This window comes from Sulfitobacter sp. JL08, from assembly GCF_003352045.1.
Classification (GTDB): Bacteria; Pseudomonadota; Alphaproteobacteria; order Rhodobacterales; family Rhodobacteraceae; genus JL08.
Genome location: NZ_CP025815.1, coordinates 1776307 through 1798440, shown reverse-complemented (window position 1 = coordinate 1798440; position 22134 = coordinate 1776307). Strand labels below are relative to the sequence as shown.

The window sequence follows — 22134 nt, the reverse complement described above, 5'->3', positions numbered from 1 at the left end:
CATCGCAGTTTGTCCCAGTCAGGAGGCCCGACATGACCGCCGCCCAGCCCAGCTTTACGATGGGCATCGAAGAAGAATACCTGCTGGTGGATCGCGACAGCCTGTCGCTTGCCGAAGCGCCCCCCGAATTGATGGATGCCTGCAAGGCCAAATTGCAGGATCAGGTCAGCCCCGAGTTCCTGCAATGCCAGATCGAAGTCGGAACACGGGTCTGCGCCACCATCGCGGATGCCCGCGATGACCTGAAGCGGCTGCGGGCCTGCGTGTCCGAACAGGCGGCACAACACAACCTTTCCCCGATTGCGGTGTCCTGCCATCCGTTTGCCGACTGGAAAGACCAGCAGCACACCGACAAGGAACGCTATTCCGATCTGCAACACGCGCTGGGCGGTGTGGCGCGCCGGATGCTGATTTGCGGGATGCATGTGCATGTGGGCATCGAAGATGACGCATTGCGCACCGATCTGATGCCGCAACTGTGCTATTTTCTACCCCACCTTCTGGCGCTGTCCACTTCGTCGCCCTATTGGCAGGGCGACGATACGGGGCTGGCCTCTTACCGGTTGACGGTGTTTGACAATCTGCCGCGCACCGGCCTGCCGCCGCATTTCGGCAGCTGGGCCGAATATGAACGCACCACAGGCACGTTGATCGAACTGGGCGTGATCGAGGACACGACAAAGATCTGGTGGGATTTGCGCCCGTCGCACCGCTTTCCCACACTCGAAACCCGGATCATGGATGTGTCGCCACGCCTGGAACACACGCTGTCACTGGCCGCTGCGACCCAAGCCATATTGCGAATGTTGTGGCGGTTGCGGGCACGCAATTTGCGCTGGCGCGAATATGACAGGTTTCTGGTGGGTGAAAACCGCTGGCGCGCACAGCGCTATGGCATTGCCGAAGGTCTGATCGATTTCGGTGAACGCACGATCCGCCCGTTCGACGTGTTGCTGGATGAACTGATCGGATTGCTGGCAGAAGACGGCGAGGCGATGCATTCACTGACGGAAATTGCCGCGCTCAAGGATATTGTCGAAAACGGCACCAGTTCGACCCGCCAGCGCCGTGTGCATGCCGAGGCAAAAGCAGCAGGCAAAGACCCCGGGCAGGCCGTGGTGCGCCACCTGATCGAGGAGTTTCACGCCGATCTTTAGGGACCGCGCCCCGCTTACAAACAGACCCACGCGCCGTGCTGGGTTTCGTTTATATCATCAAAGTGCAGCTTTAGCGGTTCGTGATCATCCACGAAGGACGACGCAAATCCGCGTTGTGGCAAGGCGCGGTTCACGAAAAAGCCCGCGATCCAGACGCCCAGCAACAAACCGTTCTTTTCGCGCAATTCCATCCGGTGGCCCTGAACGTCGCCGATATCCAGCTTTGTGCTGTTGTTCGACATCTGCGCGTCAAAACACACCAGCCCGTTGCTGTAAAAGCGCCAGCGTACCTGCCCCCACTCGCATTCTTCGATCTTTGCCGGTCCGCTCCACAGGAAATCGCGCCATTTCAGGTCCGCACCGTCCGGCTGTTTGATTGATCCAGTAGAAGACGCATCATTGTCCTGCGCATCCCAGCGCACATAGCCCGCCGCCTCATGCTCGCGTCCGATGGGAATGCCGGCATCGGCCAGTCCCAGTGTGCGTTTCAGCAGCCCGTCCCGTTCGATCTTCTTTTCTTTGCCGTCGCCAGCGAGTTTGGTTGCAATTTTTGATGCTGCCGCCCAGATCATGTCCTGTCCCTTAGTTGATGCGTCCGTCGCCGGACCATGTTGAATGCAAGTCTTGCCAATCCTGCAACCAAAGTCGATGCATTATTCCTGTCGTGCCAGCGCGGGCCTGTCCCTGTGCACGCGTCGCGCCCCTTGCCAAGCGCGCATTGGCTCCGTTAAATAAACACATGTTCAATTCCGCCACCCTGCCCGAAAGGACCACAGATGGATTTCGCCCTGAGTGAAGAGCAAACAGCCATTTTCGATATGGCCCATGCCTTTGGGCAAGAGCATATCGCCCCCTTTGCCCGCCAGTGGGAAGGTGATGGCGATATCCCCAAAACACTGTGGCCGCAGATTGCGGAACTGGGCTTTGGCGGGCTTTATGTCAGCGAAGACAGCGGCGGATCGGGGCTGAACCGGCTGGATGCGACACTGGTGTTCGAAGCCTTGTCGATGGCCTGCCCGTCAGTGGCGGCGTTCCTGTCGATCCACAATATGTGCGCCAAGATGATTGATGCGTTCGGATCAGATGATCTGAAAACGCGGATGATGCCAGATATCCTGTCGATGCACACAGTGCTGTCTTATTGCCTGACCGAGCCGGGATCGGGGTCGGATGCGGCGGCGCTGAAAACCCGGGCGGCCCGCACCAATGAAGGCTGGAGCCTGACAGGCACCAAGGCCTTCATTTCCGGCGGCGGATATTCCGACGCCTATGTGGTGATGGCGCGCACCGGCGAAGACGGGCCCAAAGGCGTGTCGGCGATGATCGTGCAGGATGGTACGGACGGTCTGTCCTTTGGCGGACTGGAGGACAAGATGGGCTGGCGCAGCCAGCCGACACGGCAGGTGCAGTTCGATAATTGCAACATTTCGGCATCAGATATCATCGGTGAAGAGGGTCAAGGTTTCAAATATGCGATGATGGGGCTGGATGGCGGCCGGTTGAACATTGCCGCCTGTTCGCTGGGCGCGGCGCAGACCGCGTTGAACGCGACACTGACCTATATGGGCGAACGCAAGGCCTTCGGAATGCCGATTGACCAGTTCCAGGGCCTGCAGTTTCGGCTGGCAGACATGGAAATCGAGCTTCAGGCGGCGCGCACCTTCCTGCGTCAGGCGGCCTGGAAACTGGATCAGGGCGCACCGGATGCCACCAAATTCTGCGCCATGGCCAAGAAATTCGTCACTGAAACCGGCAGCACCGTGGTGGATCAATGTCTGCAACTGCACGGCGGCTATGGCTATCTGGCCGATTACGGCATCGAAAAACTGGTACGCGATCTGCGGGTGCACCAGATACTGGAAGGCACCAATGAAATCATGCGCCTGATCGTGGCGCGCGACATGCTGGCCACACGATGAGCGATATTGAAATCCGCACCACCGGACGCGCGGGCCGGATCACGCTGAACCGCCCCAAAGCATTGAATGCGCTGACCCATCAGATGTGTCTTGAGATCGAGACCGCGCTGATCAAATGGCGCGATGATCCGTCGGTGCATGTGATCGTCATGGATGCGGCGGGCGAGCGGGCGTTTTGTTCCGGCGGCGATATCGCCGAAATGTATGCCACGGGCACGGCGGGCGATTTCAGCTATGGGCAGCAGTTCTGGCGCGATGAATACCGCCTGAACGCGATGATTTTTGAATATAACAAGCCGGTTGTCAGCTTTTTGCAGGGCTATACGATGGGCGGCGGTGTTGGCATCGGGTGCCACGGATCGCACCGGATTGTCGGGGAAACCAGCCAGATCGCCATGCCCGAATGTGGCATCGGGCTTGTGCCGGATGTCGGCGGATCGTTTATGCTGGCCCTCGCCCCCGGGCGATTGGGCGAATATCTGGGTACCACGGCTTCACGGATGAACGCAGGTGATGCGATACTGGCCGGGTTTGCCGATCTGTTCATTCCCCAGGACAAATGGGGCGACCTGATCGCGGCATTGGAAACAGACGCAGATGTCGGCCCGCTGGACGCGGCGGCAGAAACACCGCCGCCGGGCATTCTGGCCGGATTGCAGGACCAGATCGATGCGTTGTTCGGGGGCGAATCCCTTGGGGATGTCCTGACGACCTTGCGCGACGATCCATCCGACTTTGCCCGCGATACGCTGAAACTGATGGAACGCAATGCGCCGCTGTCGATGGCGTGTTTCATCGAAATGATCCACCGTCTGCGTGGCCCGTCCCTGACCATCCGCAAGGCGCTGGAACTGGAATACCGCTTTACCCACCGGTCGATGGAACATGGTGATTTTCTGGAAGGCATCCGCGCCGCGATTATTGACAAAGACCGCAATCCGCAGTGGCAATATGCCGGACAGGATGTGCCTGCCGTTGCGGTCAGCAGGATGCTGATGCCGATGCGGGACGCGAAACTTGAATTTACGGAAGGAACGGCCATGAAAATCGGGTTTATCGGACTGGGCAATATGGGCGCGCCGATGGCCGCCAATCTGGCCAAGGCCGGCTATCAGGTCACCGGTTTCGATGTGGCCGATGTGGATGTTGAAGGTGTGACAAAGGCCGGTTCCGCAGTTGAAGCCGCGCGTGGCGCGGATTGCGTGATCACCATGCTGCCCAACGGTGACATCCTGCGCGCGCTGGCGGCTGATATCATCCCCGCAATGGCGCAGGGTGCCGCGCTGATCGATTGTTCGACCGTTGATGTGGAAAGCGCACGCGCCGTTGCGCAAGAAGCTGAAAACGCCGGATTGCTTGCCGTTGACGCACCTGTTTCAGGGGGCGTTGGCGGGGCCAGTGCCGGCACGTTGACCTTTATGGCGGGCGGATCGGATGCGGCATTTGCCAAAGCCGCGCCATTGTTCGACGTGATGGGCCAAAAGGCCGTGCATTGCGGGACGGCCGGTGCCGGACAGGCCGCAAAAATATGCAACAACATGATCCTTGGCGTCACAATGATCGCCACCTGCGAAGCATTTGCCATGGCCGACAAACTGGGGCTGGACCGTCAGAAAATGTTTGATGTGGTCAGCACGTCATCGGGTTATTCCTGGTCGATGAATGCCTATTGCCCTGCACCGGGCATTGGCCCGCAATCCCCTGCCGACAATGATTACAAACCCGGATTTGCCGCCGATCTGATGCTGAAGGATCTGCGCCTGTCTCAGCAGGCAGCCGAGGCGGTGGATGCGGACACGCCGATGGGGCAAATGGCGCGTGATCTCTATCAGAAATTTGTTGAAACCGAAGACGGCAATGGCCGCGATTTTTCGGCGATGCTGCCCCGGTTTGAAAAGCGCAGGCGCAGCTGATTGCGCGGCGCTATTCGGCAAAACAGGGCAAAATAAAGTCACGCCGCGCAGCGTCATGTTAGATTGTGACTTTATTTCTTTTAAACCAGATGGTTAGCCAAGTTCAATTTGGCTAATTCCGGCAGCGACGATGGCCGCAAAAGCCCGTTGCACCACAAAACAATCACACCTCTTGCGCCGAATAAACAGAATTTCAAGGCACTTTCCCCAGAACGTTCCTGTGTTCGTCCCGGTTGGAGAGTCGTTATGCCCATTGCCACAGAATTGCCCATCGACAGCACGGCAGGTGCTCTCGCGATGGCGAACGAGATTTTTGGCGCGGGCATCACCGTTCATTCGGCGACCTATTGGGGCGATGCGCTGTCATCGGGCATCTACACGTCCGGCGACACGATTTCGCCAGAGGCAACACCGGGTGACAGCGGCGTCATCTTGTCGACAGGGCATGTGGCCGATTTTACCAACAACAATGGCACCACAAACACCAACACGTCCGCAGGCACCAGCACGAACACCAGCGGCATTAACAATGACGCGGACTTCAACGCGCTGGCCGGGACCGGCACTCGCGATGCATCCTTTCTTGAGATGAGCTTTACCCCTGCCGGCGACACGATCACGATCGATTTTGTGTTGAGTTCGGAAGAATTCCCGGAATACATCAACTCTGCGTTCAACGATGTTGTCGGCGTCTGGGTCAACGGGGTGCAGGCCACCGTGACGGTTGGCGACGGTTCAGCCTCGATCGGGAACATCAACGGCAACACCGCACAGAACATCTATAACGACAACACAAACGATCAGTTCAACACCGAAATGGACGGGTTTACCGTTACGCTGACATTTGTCGCGCCTGTGATCCCGGGCTTTCCCAACACGTTGAAAATCGGCGTTGCGGATGTGGGCGATACATCCTACGACACAAACCTTCGGATTGCGGGCGGATCAGTGCAATCCACGATCATTGCGCAGGATGATCAGATCGTCATGCCCACCGACAAAAGCAGAACGCTGGATGTGCTGGACAATGACAGTTCCACTGGCGGCACAATGACAGTGACTCATATCAACGGAACTGCGGTGAATGCGGGTGATACCGTCACTCTGGCGACCGGACAGCAGGTAACGCTGAACGCCAACGGAACCTTCACGATCGTCAGCGACAGTGACGCCAAAACCACCTATTTCAACTACACGATCGAAGATACTGCCGGCAACACCGACACCGCGCTGGTCGAAGTGGAACAGGTGCCTTGTTTCGTCAAAGGCACGCTGATCGACACACCTGACGGCGCGGTCGCTATCGAAGCCCTGACGGCGGGCATGTCGGTGATGACACGCGACAACGGACCCAGAACAATCCGCTGGATCGGGCACCGCACTGTGGCCGCAACGGGCGATTATCGGCCTATCAGGCTGCAACGAGGCCAGTTCGGGGCGACGCGTGATCTGTTGCTGTCACCGCAACACAGGGTGCTGGTGACGGATCGTTGGGCCGAATTGTTGTTTGGCGAAGCCGAGGTTCTGGTCAAGGCCAAGGATCTGGTGAACGATATGCATATCCGCCCGGATACAACTCTGCGCCACGTCACATATTTCCACATTCTGCTTGATCACCACCAGATCATCACGGCAAACGGTGTGGCCTCGGAAAGTTACCTGCCCGGCCCGGCCACGATGGGCGGGTTCGACAGCGCGACACAGGATGAAATACTGGCCCTGTTCCCACATCTGGGTGCGCTGTCCGATGGGTATGGCCCTGCCGCGCGTCTGGTTCTGAAACGCTATGAGGCCGCGCCGCTTATGGCTGCGCTGGCTGCCTGACGCGCGAAACATCCGCAAAAGAAGTTCTGGACCTGTCGGAAACAGGACATCCTGACCGCCTTTGTCGGATAGGATCACTCCAGTCGCAACTGACGGAGCGCCCATGTCCCTGCCCTTTCACCGATTTGCCGCCGATCTGAGATATGATGATCTGCCTGCCGATGTACTGCGCGTATTGCGCCGCAGTTTTACCGATACGATGGGGGTTGCCGCCGTGGGATCAACCACGGAACTGGCAGGTATCGCGCGCGCGGGGGCCTGTGCGCTGTTCGGCGCGGCCGGGGCCGGAGCGGCGCGCATGCTGATCAATGGCGCACCCGTCAGTCCCGCAGGGGCCGCGATGGCGGGGGCGTTTACCATCGACAGTGTTGACGCCCATGACGGCACATCGCCCTGCAAGGGGCATGCCGGGTCTGCGGTCTTTCCCGCGCTGCTGGCCGTGGCCGATGCCCGGACCGGTCAGGGCCGCGCGCTGGACGGCGCGGCGTTTGCCGCCCATCTGGCTGTTGCCTACGAAGTCAGTTATCGCGCGGGGTTGTCCCAGCACGCCACCTGCGCCGATTATCACACCTCGGGGGCCTGGACATCTGTCGGGGTGGCCACGGCGGTTGCACGGCAATTGGGCTGTGACGGCGAAACGATCCGGCATGCGGCGGGCATCGGCGAATATCACGGACCGCGCAGCCAGATGATGCGCTGCATCGACCATCCGACGATGCTGCGCGACGGTGTCGGCTGGGGCGCACCGTCAGGCGTGACGGCGGCCTATCTGGCGCAATCAGGGTTCACCGGCGCGCCGGCGCTGACCTGCGAAGGCGCAGAAGCTGCAAGGTTCTGGGCCGATCTTGGTACGAACTGGCGCCTTGTCGAAGATACCCATTACAAGCCATACCCCTGCTGCCGCTGGGCGCACCCGTCGCTTGATGCGGCGCAGGCGCTGATGGCAGATCACGGGCTGCACCATTCGGACGTCGCCCGCGTGGATATCCGCACCTTTCACAACGCTACACGTCTTGCGGGCCATACCCCGGCGACACCGGATGAATTTGCCTATTCCATTGCCTTTCCGGTCGCTGCGATGATCGTGCGTGGCCAGGTCGGCGCGCGCGAACTTGACAGCGCCACCTTGCAGGATCCCGATATCCTGCGTGTTTCCAAAGCGACAAACCTGATCGATGATGCGGACCTGACACGGATCAGTGATGGCAAACGCTGGGCGCAGGTCGGCATCACGCTGCAGGACGGAACCCGCCTTGATGCCGACCCGCGCACGCCGCGCGGCGATACCGACCTGCCGCTAAGCGACGCCGAGATTTCGCAGAAATATCATCTGTTTGCCGATCCGGTTCTGGGACAAGCGCGTGCGGACGAACTGGAACAGTTGAGCCAGTCGTTCGACAGCCTGAACGCAGCCGATTTTGCCCGCCTACTTGATCTGGCCCTCGGCGCACCCTGATCCTATTCGGCGGCCACGCGTTTGGTCTTGAGCATCGGTTTCAGATACTGCCCGGTATAGCTGCGCGCCTCCTCGGCTACTTTTTCCGGCGTTCCGGTGGCAATCACCTCGCCCCCGCCATCGCCGCCTTCGGGACCGATATCAATCACCCAATCGGCGGTTTTGACCACGTCCAGATTGTGTTCGATTACGATCACCGTGTTGCCCTGATCCACCAGTTCATGCAGCACTTCCAGCAGCTTGCGCACGTCTTCGAAATGCAGGCCGGTGGTGGGTTCGTCCAGAATGTACAATGTCCGCCCGGTGGAGCGTTTGGACAGTTCCTTGGACAGTTTCACACGCTGCGCCTCGCCCCCTGACAGGGTTGTCGCCTGCTGACCGACCTTGATATAGCCAAGCCCCACACGCATCAGCGCATCCATCTTTTCGCGGATCGACGGCACCGCCTGAAAAAAAGTCTGCGCATCTTCGACCGTCATGTTCAGCACGTCGGCAATGCTTTTGCCCTTGAACTTGATTTCAAGAGTCTCGCGGTTGTAGCGCGCGCCTTTGCAGGTTTCACATTCGACATACACATCGGGCAGAAAGTGCATTTCGATCTTGATCACGCCGTCACCCTGGCATGCCTCGCAGCGCCCGCCCTTGACGTTGAACGAAAACCGGCCCGGTTTGTAGCCGCGCGCCTTGGATTCCGGCAATCCGGCAAACCAGTCGCGGATCGGGGTAAAGGCGCCTGTATAGGTCGCGGGGTTGGATCGCGGTGTGCGGCCGATGGGGCGCTGATCAATGTCGATCACCTTGTCCAGATGTTCCAGCCCCTGAATGGTTTCACAGGGCGCTGGCGTCTGGCGCGCACCGTTCAGCCGCATGCTGGCGGTCTTGAACAGGGTTTCAATCGTCAGCGTCGATTTTCCACCACCCGACACGCCGGTCACGCAGACAAATTTCGCCAGCGGGAATTCGGCAGTGACGTTTTTCAGGTTGTTGCCGGTGGCGTTCACCACTTTCAGCTTTTTCTTGTTGCCCTTGCGCCGCGCCTTCGGCACCGTAATTTCGCGCGCCCCTGTCAGGTATTGCCCCGTGATCGATGCGGCATCCGCCGCAATCGCCGCAGGTACGCCGTGGCTGACCACCCGACCACCATGCACCCCGGCACCGGGGCCAATATCGAACACATAATCCGCCTCGCGGATCGCTTCCTCGTCATGTTCGACCACGATCACGGTGTTGCCCTGATCGCGCAGGTTTTTCAGCGTTCCCAGCAGACGATCATTGTCGCGCTGATGCAGCCCGATACTAGGTTCATCCAGTACATATAAAACGCCGGTCAGTCCGGACCCGATCTGGCTGGCCAGCCGGATGCGCTGGCTTTCGCCGCCCGACAGGGTACCGCTGTTGCGGCTTAACGTCAGATATTCCAGCCCGACATTGTTCAGAAACCCCAACCGTTCGCGGATTTCCTTCAGGATCGCCTTTGCAATCTCGTTTTTCTGGACGCTCAGATGTTCGGGTACGGTTTTGCACCACTCGAACGCTTCACGGATTGACATCTGCACCACCTGCCCCACATGCAGGCCGGCAATCTTGACGGCCAGCGCTTCGGGACGCAGACGGAAGCCGCCGCAGGTGCCGCAGGACCGGTTGTTCTGGTAGCGTTCGAATTCTTCACGAATCCAGTTGCTGTCGGTTTCGCGATAGCGCCGCTCCATATTCGGAATCACGCCTTCAAAGACACGCGTCACCTGATAGACCCGACCGCCTTCATCATAGCGAAACGGGATTTCCTCGCCCCCCGAGCCATAGAGGAACACCTTTTGCACATGCGGGTCCAGATCCTTCCAGCGGGTGTTCTGGTTGAATTCGTAATGTTTGGCGATCGCTTCGATCGTTTGCAGAAAATAGGGCGATTTTCCCTTGCGCCACGGGGCCAGCGCCCCGTCATATATTTTCAGCGTCGCATCCGGCACGACCAGTCGTTCATCGAAAAACAGTTCCACGCCCAGCCCGTCGCAATCGGGGCACGCCCCGAACGGTGCGTTGAACGAAAACAGACGCGGTTCGATTTCGGGAATTGTGAACCCGCTGACCGGACAGGCGAATTTTTCCGAAAACGTATGGCGTTCGGGTTCGCCTTCGGTCGGGGCGGTTTCCAGAATGGCGATGCCGTCAGCCAGATCAAGCGCTGTACGCAGACTGTCGGCCAGACGGGTTTCCAACCCCTCGCGCACCACGATCCGGTCCACGACAACGTCAATGTCATGGCGGAATTTCTTGTCCAGCACCGGTGGTTCATCCAGTTCGTAGAACGCGCCGTCAACCTTGACGCGCTGGAACCCCTGCTTTCGCAAGTCGATAAATTCCTTTCGATATTCACCTTTCCGGTCACGTATAATGGGGGCCAGAAGATAGGCGCGCGTGCCTTCCTCCATCGTCATGACACGGTCCACCATATCCTGCACCTGCTGCGCTTCGATCGGCAGACCGGTGGCGGGCGAATAAGGCGTGCCGACACGCGCAAACAGCAGTCGCATGTAATCGTAAATCTCGGTCACGGTGCCCACGGTCGAACGCGGGTTTTTTGATGTGGTTTTCTGTTCAATCGAAATCGCGGGCGACAGGCCGCTGATGTGATCCACATCCGGCTTTTGCATCATGTCCAGAAACTGGCGCGCATAGGCCGACAGGGATTCCACATAGCGCCGCTGGCCTTCGGCATAGATTGTATCAAAGGCAAGGCTGGATTTGCCCGATCCCGACAATCCGGTGATCACAACCAACTGATCCCGCGGAATATCCACATCGATGGATTTCAGGTTGTGTTCGCGCGCGCCGCGGACTTCGATGAATTTTTGCTCTGGCATGATCGCCCCCGTTAACGGGATAGACATAGTTGAGTGCGCGGGATTCTCCAATGCTAAATTGAGAACAAAGTGCGAACCTGCGATTTCTCGCCCTGCCCCTTAACCTCACCGTCAGGTTTTTTGTGCAATCGCCCACGCACAGACCGGCATATGGGGTTCATTCGCCAGACTGTCACTGCCCTTTTCGTATCGGGGCGGCCATTTTTGTTCCAGATTGCGCAGGGCTGCGTTGCGATTGCCCCATTGTTCGGCATGGATGGCGGTTTCTTCAAACCCGGCCTCGATCAGAAGATTGGTCAACCCGCGTGCGGACCATCGCGAATTATCGGTTGGCGCGCCGTGATAGGGAATGAAAAACGGCACGGCGAGCCAGAAATATCCCCCGTCGCGCAGCATGGTGCGTACATTCTGCGTAGCGGCATAGGGGCGATCCAGATGTTCCCAAACCTGATTGGCAAGGATCAGATCGAATTCCGGCGCTGTATCGGCTTCGGCGGGAAACGGTCCGGCGCAAATGTCATATTGGGGATAGCGGTATTGCCGATAGGATTTGAACGGAAACTGCCGCCCCCATTTGCCGGAAATCTCGGCAACATCAAGCTTTTCCGGCTCGAGCGCGCGAATGATCTCGCGGCTTGATTTCTGCATGACCACACGGTTGAGACTGACCAACTTGCTCTCCTGCTGTCTTGATCAGGTCAGGCCGATGCGCGGCGCGCGATCAGAACCGCGAACGGCAGGAAGCCGTACAAAGCGTTTACTTCGAGACGTCGGTGATATTCAGCAATCATCGCATCCAGCATCTGTTGTCCAATCAGGCCACGTTCAACCATCATCTTACCGCCCATTGCCACCCAGTTCATCGCACTAAGGCCTTCGCTGATCAATCGCGAGACAACGCGGAATGTTTCGATCTGAAATCCGGCCCCCGCCGTCAGTTCGCGCAACCGCCCGACCAGATGTTTGTCGGTCACGAAATTGTCCGCAAAATAAACGGCACAGGCATCCAGCGGATCACCAAGCGTGTTTCCGATTGATGTTTTTGAAAAATCGGCATCGCAAATCACAAGAACACCACCCGGTTTCAGAACCCGCGCCGCCTCGTCCAGCAGAATGCGCGGGTCGGGAACATGCGACAGCACAGTGTGCATCACCACGGTGTCGATACTTGCATCACCATGCGCCAGGGTTGCCCCTGTCGCCACTTCGAATTCCAGGTTGTCCGGGTTGTCGGGATGCGCGCGCGCATAGTCAATCAGACCGGGCGACAGATCGCTTGCGATCACCCGCCCGGAATTGGCATGACGCGCGATACGGCGCGCGATTGCCCCCGTTCCGGCGCCAACCTCAAGATGTACCCCGCCGGGTTGAAAACCGGCCTCGTCCAGATAGCCGTCGACAATGTCCTGCATGATCGGCTCTGCCGCGCGTGTTTCCAGCGCGTCGGCCACGGCCTTGATAAAGTCCGCGCCCCTTGCATCAACATCCTGAAACGGATCCGCCATTTCGTCCCCCCTTGCGTTCGTCCCTGTCCGGACCAGTCCGGCATGGGTAACACAAAACGGCAGGCGGGCCTACATGTGGATCACGCGGTCAAACGCATCCAGCACGCTTTCATGCATCATCTCAGACAGGGTCGGATGCGGGAATACGGTGTTCATCAGGTCTTCTTCGGTGGTTTCAAGCTGACGCCCGATCACATAGCCCTGGATCATTTCGGTCACTTCCGCGCCCACCATATGCGCGCCCAGCAATTCACCCGTCTTGGCATCGAACACGGTCTTGATCATGCCTTCGGCCTCGCCCAGGGCAATTGCCTTGCCGTTGCCGATAAAGGGAAAGCGGCCCACTTTGACGTCATAACCCAGTTCTTTGGCCTTGGCCTCGGAATACCCGACCGATGCCACTTGCGGGTGGCAATAAGTACAGCCCGCGATACTTTCGGGTTTGACCGGATGGGGATGCCCGCCAGCGATCAGTTCTGCAACCATCACGCCTTCGTGGCTGGCCTTGTGCGCCAGCCATGGTGCGCCGGCGATATCGCCGATGGCGTACAAACCCTCGACACCAGTGCGGCAGTATTCGTCGGTTACCACATGGGTGCGGTCGATTTTGACGCCCAAGGCTTCCAGCCCCAGATCCTCGACATTGCCAACAATGCCCACCGCCGAAATCACGGTGTCAAAGTCGTGCTTTTCCACTTTGCCGCCGGTTTCGATATGGGCTGTCACCTTACCCACGGCGCGATCCAACTGCTTGACCATGGTCTTTTCCATGATCTTCATGCCCTGTTTGACGAATGCTTTCTTGGCAAAGGCCGAAATCTCGGCATCTTCGACGGGCAGAATGCGATCCATCACCTCGACAACGGTCGTGTCGCAACCCAGCGTGTTGTAAAAACTGGCGAATTCGATGCCAATCGCTCCTGATCCGATAACCAGCAGTTTCTTCGGCATCCGGGGCGGTGTCAGCGCGGTGCGGTAGGTCCAGACCAGATCGCCATCCGCTTCAAGGCCCGGCAATTCGCGTGCCCGCGCACCGGTGGCCAGTATGATGTTCTTGGCAGTAAGCTCCTCTCTGCCCTTTTCGGTCTTGACCGAAACCTTGCCCTTGGCCGCGATGGTCGCCACGCCCATGAAGGTTGTGATCTTGTTCTTTTTCATCAGATGGCCGATGCCGCCGGACAGTTGCGCCGCCACCCCGCGAGAGCGTTTGACAACCGCATCCAGATCATAGTCGATGTTTTCCGCCTTCAGGCCGAATTCTTTGGCGCGATGCATCAGGTGAAACACTTCGGAACTGCGCAGCATCGCCTTGGTCGGGATACAGCCCCAGTTCAGGCAGATCCCGCCCATATTCTCGCGTTCGACGATGGCGACGCTCATGCCCAGTTGCGCGGCGCGAATGGCGGCAACATATCCTCCGGGGCCCGCCCCGATCACAATCAGATCAAATGATTTTGCGGCCATGATGCCCTCCGTTCGAAATTTAGTTTACCATTAAACTATCCGAACGCCCGCATCAATGCGCGTTATCCGCGACATAGTTGCAACCGCAATGCAGCGCCATTCCAGCGACTTCTTTTTGCCGAAAATACGGGAAAGCGACGGCACAATCATGCGCCGCCGGCGCCGTTCATCCGGCCTTTTTCATTTCCATCGCCCGCACCGTGTGACCGTATCCGCCCTGCTTGACGTAATCGGCCTCGCATGCGGATTGTTTGCGCTCCAGCGCGGCATTGCGATAGGGAAAGCGGCCAAATTGGCGGATCACTTCGCGGTGTGCGCGGGCGTGCAGCATGTTGCCCGCACCGTATAGCGGCATCCGCTCTTTCATCAGCCGGACACAGCGATCCTGATCGCACAGATTTTCCGAATGCATCAGGGGCATATAGAAAAACTGGCGGGCTGGTTCATCTATTTTCATGTCCCAGCCTTTGGATATCGCCGACTTGGCAACCGCAAGGGCGGCCCTGTCCGTGGCAAACGCCTTGGACGAACCGCGAAACATGTTGCGTGGAAACTGATCCGTCAGGATCACATAGGCCAGCGCCCCGCTGGGGTATGTCAGCCAGAGCGAATATCGCCCGTCCCGTGCCCCTTGCCAGACATCGCCAAATTTATCTGAAATGCGTCTGTAGAGCGTTTCGTCGGTATCATACCAACCGTCAGGACCAACATCATCTAACCAAAAACTCAATACTTCTTCCGGACCGACCATCAGGCTATCTCCATAGCTTTTGCTCCAGTACTTAAAAACGTTACATTCCTGTTAAACACGTTGGACAGTAACTTTTTATAACAGTTGAAACATTTGCAATAATCGCGACATTTAGGCCGCATTGTCGCTTTCTGCCTCTTCAATGGCCTCTTCGATGGCGGTTTCGATGGCCCATTCCTGTGCCACCGGCGATGTGGTCGGCGACATCTGGGTGTATCCGATGGTTTCATCAACCGGAACGGCGGGGCGCTGTGTCATGCGATACGCTGCATAAAGCGCCATCGCGACAAACAGTACGCCGGTGAACAGGTAAAACCCGCCCGGCCCGATCTGGCCCATGATCCAACCGGTGATCAGCGGGCCGGCAATTGCGCCCAGCCCGTTGATGAAAATAAGCCCGCCCGATGCGGCGGCCATGTCTTCGTGTTCCAGAAAATCATTGGTGTGCGCGATCAGAAGCGAATAAAGCGGGTTGGACATGCCACCAATCACAAACGCGGATGTCAGCAGCAATGTGAAATTCGCGCCCAGCATCATCCCCATGGTCGATCCGACCGCCCCGATGATCGAAACGATCATGATCAGTTTGCGTCGGTCCATACGATCCGAAATCCAGCCGATCGGATATTGCGCGACAACCGATCCGACAAAGAACATCGCCACGAACATCGAGATTTGCGGCACGCTCAGTTTGGCTTCGGCCCCGTAGACCGGTGCCATGCCGAACTGGGCCGAAAATACCCCACCCAACAAGAACATACCCACGCATCCAAGGGGCGAAATCTTCATGATTTCTTTCAGGCTCATCGGTTTAGTGGTGTCAAAGGCCGGTGTCGGGCTGATCGACAGCAGGATCGGCGCGAACGAGATTGAAATCAGCACCGACGGGATCACGAACAGGACAAAACCGGACGGGTCCGCTGTCAGCAACAGGCCTTGCGCGGCCACGATCCCTGCCGTTTGAACGATCATGTAAAGAGATAAGGCCTTGCCGCGGTTGTCATTGGTGGCCGCATTGTTCAGCCAGCTTTCAGCCGTGACATAGACGCCGGAAAAACAGAACCCGATCACAATGCGCCCGATGGACCAGGCGATGGGGTCGGCCAGTGTCGGATACAGGATCATCACGGCGGAAATGAACGATCCCAGCGCGGCAAACACACGCACGTGGCCAACACGGCGGATCATCCACGGAGCCATGCGCGACCCGCCCAGAAACCCGACAAAGTAAGCCGACATGACAAATGACATCTCAAGGGTTGAAAACCCTTCGATCTCGCCACGGATGCCCAACAGCGTGCCCTGCATGCCGTTGCCGACCATCAACAGGCCCATACCCAGTAAAAGCGCCCAGGAATTGGAAAGAACTTGCAACATAACCTGTCCGATACCGGTTTAAAGTGTGCCCTGCCCCCTAGTGCGCGACAGGACAGTGTGTGGGTTGGTCAGCAGCGACCTAAACGGGGGTGTAATCGCCGCAACTGGCCTTCACGGGATAAGAAGTGACGAATCCCCGTACGAAAAGAAACGATAGCCTTGCGATATGGCATGTTCATAGATGCGCGCAATCCGGTCTTGCCCCATCAGGGCGGAAACAAGCATCATCAGCGTGGATCGCGGCAAATGGAAATTGGTCATCAGCGCGTCGGTCACGCGAAACGCAAAGCCCGGATAGATGAAAATATCGGTGTCCCCCTGCCATTGTGCGACACTGCCGGTTTCGCGCGCCGCGCTTTCGATCAGGCGCAGCGCGGTGGTGCCCACCGGGATCACACGCCCCCCTGCCGTCTTGGTTTGCGCAATGGCTGCCGCGGCTTCTGCGCTGACCTGCCCCCATTCGGCGTGCATCTTGTGGGTGGTGACATCATCCACCTTGACCGGCAGAAAGGTTCCCGCCCCCACATGCAGCGTGACATAGGTCAAGCGCACCCCCATGTCCTGCAACTGCGCCAGCAAGGCCTGATCAAAGTGCAAGGATGCAGTAGGTGCTGCCACCGCTCCGACATTGCGGGCAAACACGGTCTGGTAATCGGTCTTGTCACGTTCATCAGCGGGGCGTTTGGCTGCGATGTAAGGGGGCAGCGGCATCGCTCCGGCGGCGGCAAGCCCGTGGTCGAAATCATCCCCCGAAAGGTTGAACTGCAACTGGCCCTGCCCGTCACCGGTGCCCGTCAAAGTGGCGGTCAGTCCAAGCGGAAATTCAATCGTTTCGCCAATGCGCACTTTTTTCAATGGCTTGATCAAAGCCGACCAAGTGCCGTCTGCCGCCGGCTCAAGCAACGTCACTTCGATGCGTGCCTTGGTCTGGCCCTGGGCGCTGTCCCGCTTTCGGATGCCCGACAGACGCGCAGGAATCACCTTGGTGTCATTCAGAACCAGCAGATCACCCGCGCGCAGATATGTGCCCAGATCGTGCACCTGCGCATCCGTGATCCGGTCTCCGGATGCCACCAACAGCCGCGCGGATGTGCGCGGTGTGGCCGGACGGGTGGCAATCAGCGCATCGGGCAGATCAAAATCAAAATCAGACAGTTTCATACGCGCCTGCTAACGCCCCGGATCGTCATCTTCAACCGGTTCCGGCGCGGCGGGTTGTTCTGCGGCAATATTGGGCGGAGGGCTGCCATCCAGTGTCTCGACAACGGGGGGCGCCTTGCGAAACAGATTGCGAAACATACCCGGTGTCAGCGCCGACAGCGGGTTCACCCAGACATCGGGCGACTGCGCGTTGCCGCTGAGCGCATAGTTGAAACCGAAAACGCCTTCGCCTTTGCGGGTCAGGACGCTGCCGATCCCGTTCAGCAGATAGATTGGCGTGATGACGCCCTGCATATCCATCGAATTGCTGTCCAGCGCATAAATCCCGTCCAGCGACAGCCCCATGGACGGGCCAACAGCAGACCCGGAGGTGACGATAATCTGGGAAGGCGTAAGGCGGAATTGCGCGTCTACTTCGCTGAAGTGGATGCCCTGCCCGCCCAGTTGTTCCAGCAAGCCGACAACCGACATCGCGTTCAGCAATTCGGCCATCACCGGCGCGTCCTTTATGCGGATGCCGGTCACGCGCAGTGATCCGTCGAAGGTTCCGGCCTCTCCGACCGGCATCAGCGTCAGCGAAAGATCGCCGTCACGCGCCTGTTTCAGAAAACCGGCAGACCGGAACACCCCGCCGGCGTCTGTGCTGGTCAGGCGCATCGCCGTCCGCCCGTTCTGGGGAACAAGCTGCCCGGCCACTTCGGTGCCGCCGTTCAATTTGCCGACAAATCTGCCATCCATCCCGCGCGTTGTGTCAAACCCGCCGCGAAAGTCTGTCAGCGTGATCGCGTCGTTGATTTGCAACCTGTCCAGCGTCAGCGAAAGGTCGCCCGATTCAGTACCCGATGGCGCGCCGAAATCGGCACGGCGCAGATCAACACTTCCCCCGCCAAGGTCGATATCGGGCGGAGTGCCAACGCCCTTGCCCGTCAACACCACGGGCGCATCCAGCCAATCGTCGATCTTCACGCTGGTAAACGATGCGCTGTCCATGCCGCCGCCATCCCGCAACGTGATGCGCCCCGTCGCGGACAGGCCGTTTGCATCAATCGCGATCCGTGACACATCGGCCTGTTTGCCTAACACGGCTGCCAGTTCGAACGATCCGCTTTGCGACGGGGATTTGCGCCAGTTGATCTGCGGAATGGACAGCCCGATGCCTTGCAGTGTGGATCGCAAATCAAGTGTCGGCGGCTGATCAGGGATCAGGCCCACGCGGATGGTTGCCAGCCCCGCACCGGTCACAGCCCCTTGCGGCAGGCCGATATTGAATTCGTCGATCGTTTGTTCGGACAATTCCACGGTTCCGGTAAAGGTGCTGCCTGCGCCGGGTCCGACCCCGATGGGTTGCTGCCATGTGCCGTCAAAGGCCACTGCGCCGATCCGGCCGGGACCGGACACTGCAACCGAAGCGTTGTCCGCGACAATCTTCAACGCATCCGAGGCCAGAACCCGCTCGGGAACAAGCGTGGTGCTGCGCACAGAGGACACTACACCGGTTGCATTGTATTGCACGTCTTCCGGCTGCAGCCCTTTGCGCAAAGGCAGGGCCAGCGTACCTTGCAGTTGCGCGCGCCCGTCCGCGATTGTCGCAGGCAGCTTCGCCTTGGTCATCACGTTCAACGGATCACTGTCCAGCAAGGACAAGGCGGCGGTAACAGTGCTGGAAAGTTGCAGTTTGACCACCGCAGGCGCGCCGGGTTTGATTGTCATGTCCGGCACGATGAACGACGTGCCCGCAACATCGATCCGCCCGCCCTGATCAGCCTGCACAAATCCGCTGTCAGCCACCAGAGTAAAGCGGTTGCCCAGAATATTGGCATGTCCCGCCGCATCACGGATCGGCGGCATGGTTTTGACAAAGCGGATATCGGCCTGATCAAAATCGAAATTCAGATGCACCAGCGGGCGGGTGCCGGGCGTGGCACGCAACGACAGGTCGATGTTGGACAAATCCCCGGCCAAAAGGTTGTTTTCCAACCATGTGCGGGTTTTGTCACCGACTGTACGGGGCCACAGTTCTAGCAGGCGGTCGGGCGAAACGGCATCCAACGCGCCTTCAAGTGCCAGTTCCCAACCACGCTGATCAGCAGCCAGATCCCCCCACAACCGCAAAGACCGGCCCCGATCAGACACAAATGCCTCGCCCAGGGTCAGTTCGAACGGATCAAGGCGCAGCCGCAAATCCATGCGCGCCTTGTCGATGCTCACCGGGGTTTCATAAAGGGCGGCAGGGTTTGCCACCAATTCGGACAGATCGAACTGGGCCACCATTTCTTCAAGCTGGCCATTGCGCACCCCAAGAAGTGTGGCGACGCCTTCGGCGCGCCCCGTCACCCATTTGCTTTGAACCGACAATTCATCGAACCGGATGGTTTCGCTGGCAGCGTCATAGGTAAAGTAGGTGCGCGCCGCATCGAACGGGATTGGTTGGGTTTGGTCGTTGGGCTGGACAACGCCGGTTGCGATTTGCAGCGTGGCATTCAAAGGCCCCAATCGCCCGTCAGGCAACACCTGCCCGCGCAACGCCCCTGAAATCGGGGCCTGCAAAACATCAAGCCACGCAAAAGCCGGCCCCTGCGCGGCAATATCACCCGCATCAACGTTGGTGATTGTCGCGCCGAACTGCGCCTCGATATCACCGATGCGACTGTCGTAGTTCACTGCCAGCGTCGCGGCCTCGGCCCCGCCGCTGAGCAGTGCAAAATCGCCCGACAGGCGCAGATTATCGGCGTTCCGGTCCATTTGCAGGCGTCCGCCATCGACCGTCCAGGCGCGCGCATTGCGCACGTCTTCATAGCGCAATGTCAGCGCGCGCAAATCCACGTTGACCAATGCGCGCAAGGCCGGCAGCGTCAGGACACTGTCCAGTTGTTCGATCAGTTGCCCCAGATTGGAGGCCTGCCGCGCCGGAACAACGTTCTGCCCAAGTGACAGCGTAATGCGCCCATCTTCTCCCCGACGCAAATTGGCTGTTACGCCATTTGCGGTGATACGCTTGGGCTGAACCTGACCCTCCAGCAGCGGCCGCATCGCTAGGCTGGCGGTCAGATCGGCGACACTGGCAATCGGCGCACCGGATGCATCCTGAAACCGCACATCGCGCAAACGCACGCTGGGGCGCCATCCGCGTTCAACCGTCAGAACCATCTCACCAAAGCCGACCGACAGGCCGGGAACCTGCGTTGTTATGCGGGTCTGAACACGGTCGCGCAGCCAGTCGGGCGCTGTGATCGGGCGCCCTGTCAGCCCGACAAACAGCACCACCGCCATCATCGGCACCACGACGAAACTCAGCAAAGACCAAAGGCCCATGCCACGGCGCCGCCGCTTGGGGCGGGCCGGATGCGGCGGTGCGCTATCGGTTTCGTGCGGCGTCGGGGATGTCATGTCTTTATTCTTGTCCGCCGCGCCCTAATATGAAATTCACTTTTTCTCAGCCTTATGTGGAGCTTGAAATGCCCGATCTGTCCGACACCGCCCCCGATTTTACCCTGCCTGCCGGTCAGGGGCATGAAATCACCCTGTCAGCGCTGCGGCCCGCGCCGGTCGTGCTGTTTTTCTATCCGCGCGATGATACGCCGGGATGCACCAAGGAATCCATCGGCTTTTCGGAATTGATGCCCACGTTCGAACAGGCGGGCGTACAGGTCTTTGGCGTATCCAAGGACAGCATTTCCAGCCATGAGAAATTCGCGACGAAGCGCAATCTGACCGTCCCGCTTCTGTCGGACGAACACGGACAGGTTTGTGAAGATTACGGCGTCTGGAAAGAAAAGAACATGTACGGCAAAACCTATATGGGCATTGAGCGCACAACCTTTCTGATCGACGGGAATGGCAGGATCGCGCGCGTCTGGCGCAAGGTCAAAGTGCCGGGCCACATGGAAGAGGTTCTGGAAGCGGCGCGCGCGCTGTGATGCGCCCGCTTGCCGAAATGGCCGTGGCAGTTCTGAACACTGCGGACGGGCGGGAAAAAACCGCCCTGTCCCGCGGTTTTGCCGCCGAATGGTTTGCCGCCAGGTCGCAGGATACAGCGCCCGACATCGGGCGCGCCAGCCCGCCCGATCACCCGGCCCGTCCTGACACACCGCAACTGGTCGCGCCGCGCGATGTGCCCAAACGCCGCCCCGGCACACCCGAAGGGCGTATTGCCCTGCTGCATGCCGTGGCCCATATCGAACTGAACGCGGTTGATCTGCACTGGGATGTGATTGCGCGGTACACCGACACGCCGATGCCCATCGGATTCTATGATGACTGGGTCAAGGCGGCGGATGAAGAAAGCAAGCATTTCAATCTGATGTGCGATTGCCTGGAAGAATTGGGCAGCCACTATGGTGCGCTGCCTGCCCATGCCGGCATGTGGCGCGCGGCCGATGATACGGCGAATGACCTGTTCGGGCGGCTGGCAGTTGTTCCCATGGTGCTCGAGGCGCGCGGACTGGATGTGACACCGGGCATGATCAAGCTGTTCGAACAGGCCAAGGCCGACAGCGCAGTCAACGCCCTGAACACCATTTATGCCGAAGAGGTCGCGCATGTGGCCTATGGATCGAAATGGTTCCATTTCCTGTGTGGACGCCACGAAAAGGATCCCAAAGTCGCCTTTCACGCGCTGGTACGGCAATATTTTCATGGCTTGCTGAAGCCGCCTTTCAACGAAGAAAAACGCGCGGAAGCCGGAATTCCGCCTGATTTTTACTGGCCGCTGACCGAAGAACTCACCTGAAAGTTGCGTTCCAAGCC

16 protein-coding genes and 1 pseudogene are annotated in these 22134 nt (G+C 58.9%); 8 read left to right on the top strand and 9 right to left on the bottom strand.

Translation table 11 applies throughout. From position 1 onward, the window contains the following. The first annotated feature begins 32 nt into the window (after positions 1-32). Positions 33-1157, top strand: coding sequence for a carboxylate-amine ligase (locus C1J05_RS08930; protein WP_114869945.1), 1125 nt, complete (start codon positions 33-35; stop codon positions 1155-1157). A 14-nt stretch (positions 1158-1171) separates the two neighbouring features. Here C1J05_RS08930 and C1J05_RS08925 read toward each other — a convergent pair whose 3' ends face one another. After that, positions 1172-1729: a hypothetical protein gene (locus C1J05_RS08925; protein ID WP_114869944.1), complete on the bottom strand. Its 558-nt coding sequence runs from the start codon at positions 1727-1729 to the stop codon at positions 1172-1174. Between the two features lie 204 nt (positions 1730-1933). Here C1J05_RS08925 and C1J05_RS08920 point away from each other — a divergent pair, with 204 nt between their 5' ends. The 5 genes and pseudogenes from C1J05_RS08920 to C1J05_RS08905 all read left to right on the top strand — a co-directional run bounded on the left by C1J05_RS08920 (position 1934) and on the right by C1J05_RS08905 (position 8269). After that, a complete protein-coding gene (locus C1J05_RS08920) occupies positions 1934-3076 on the top strand; it encodes an acyl-CoA dehydrogenase family protein (protein WP_114869943.1) in 1143 nt (380 codons plus the stop codon). Then, positions 3073-4038 (top strand): annotated as a pseudogene (locus tag C1J05_RS22125) (enoyl-CoA hydratase/isomerase family protein); the annotation flags it as partial. The gene C1J05_RS08920 and the pseudogene C1J05_RS22125, both read left to right, overlap by 4 nt. A 78-nt stretch (positions 4039-4116) precedes the next feature. Further along, positions 4117-4989 carry a 3-hydroxyisobutyrate dehydrogenase gene (mmsB, locus tag C1J05_RS22120; RefSeq protein WP_441351689.1) on the top strand — a complete coding sequence of 291 codons (873 nt, stop codon included), beginning with the start codon at positions 4117-4119 and terminating at the stop codon, positions 4987-4989. 246 nt (positions 4990-5235) lie between these two features. Further along, on the top strand, positions 5236-6813 hold the full coding sequence (locus tag C1J05_RS08910) for a Hint domain-containing protein (protein WP_114869941.1): 1578 nt from the start codon (positions 5236-5238) through the stop codon (positions 6811-6813). Between the two features lie 103 nt (positions 6814-6916). Continuing rightward, positions 6917-8269 carry an MmgE/PrpD family protein gene (locus C1J05_RS08905; RefSeq protein WP_114869940.1) on the top strand — a complete coding sequence of 451 codons (1353 nt, stop codon included), beginning with the start codon at positions 6917-6919 and terminating at the stop codon, positions 8267-8269. A gap of 2 nt (positions 8270-8271) precedes the next feature. Here the strand turns inward: C1J05_RS08905 and uvrA are convergent, their stop codons facing one another. From uvrA to C1J05_RS08865, 8 genes are all read right to left on the bottom strand, one after another. Continuing rightward, positions 8272-11130, bottom strand: coding sequence for an excinuclease ABC subunit UvrA (gene uvrA, locus C1J05_RS08900; RefSeq protein WP_114872219.1), 2859 nt, complete (start codon positions 11128-11130; stop codon positions 8272-8274). Between the two features lie 111 nt (positions 11131-11241). Next, positions 11242-11802 (bottom strand): class I SAM-dependent methyltransferase, encoded by a 561-nt coding sequence (locus C1J05_RS08895; RefSeq protein WP_254684747.1) that lies wholly within the window; start codon positions 11800-11802, stop codon positions 11242-11244. Between the two features lie 26 nt (positions 11803-11828). Beyond that, entirely contained in the window at positions 11829-12635 is an 807-nt protein-coding gene (locus tag C1J05_RS08890) for a class I SAM-dependent methyltransferase (RefSeq protein ID WP_114869938.1), read from the bottom strand. Between the two features lie 69 nt (positions 12636-12704). Beyond that, the gene (gene lpdA, locus C1J05_RS08885) at positions 12705-14099 is read right to left on the bottom strand and encodes a dihydrolipoyl dehydrogenase (protein ID WP_114869937.1); all 1395 of its coding nucleotides are present in this window, start codon (positions 14097-14099) and stop codon (positions 12705-12707) included. A gap of 166 nt (positions 14100-14265) precedes the next feature. Next, positions 14266-14850 (bottom strand): DUF924 family protein, encoded by a 585-nt coding sequence (locus C1J05_RS08880; RefSeq protein ID WP_114869936.1) that lies wholly within the window; start codon positions 14848-14850, stop codon positions 14266-14268. Between the two features lie 111 nt (positions 14851-14961). After that, entirely contained in the window at positions 14962-16227 is a 1266-nt protein-coding gene (locus C1J05_RS08875) for an MFS transporter (protein WP_114869935.1), read from the bottom strand. Positions 16228-16338: 111 nt separating this feature from the next. Next, positions 16339-17388: a tRNA preQ1(34) S-adenosylmethionine ribosyltransferase-isomerase QueA gene (gene queA / locus C1J05_RS08870; RefSeq protein ID WP_114869934.1), complete on the bottom strand. Its 1050-nt coding sequence runs from the start codon at positions 17386-17388 to the stop codon at positions 16339-16341. A gap of 9 nt (positions 17389-17397) precedes the next feature. Continuing rightward, positions 17398-20775, bottom strand: a complete 3378-nt coding sequence (locus tag C1J05_RS08865; protein WP_114869933.1) for a YhdP family protein — start codon at positions 20773-20775, stop codon at positions 17398-17400. Between the two features lie 68 nt (positions 20776-20843). Here C1J05_RS08865 and bcp point away from each other — a divergent pair, with 68 nt between their 5' ends. Next, the gene (gene bcp, locus C1J05_RS08860; RefSeq protein WP_114872218.1) at positions 20844-21305 is read left to right on the top strand and encodes a thioredoxin-dependent thiol peroxidase; all 462 of its coding nucleotides are present in this window, start codon (positions 20844-20846) and stop codon (positions 21303-21305) included. After that, a complete protein-coding gene (locus tag C1J05_RS08855; protein ID WP_114869932.1) occupies positions 21305-22117 on the top strand; it encodes a ferritin-like domain-containing protein in 813 nt (270 codons plus the stop codon). Before bcp ends, C1J05_RS08855 begins: the two co-directional genes overlap by 1 nt. The last annotated feature ends 17 nt before the right edge of the window (positions 22118-22134 follow it).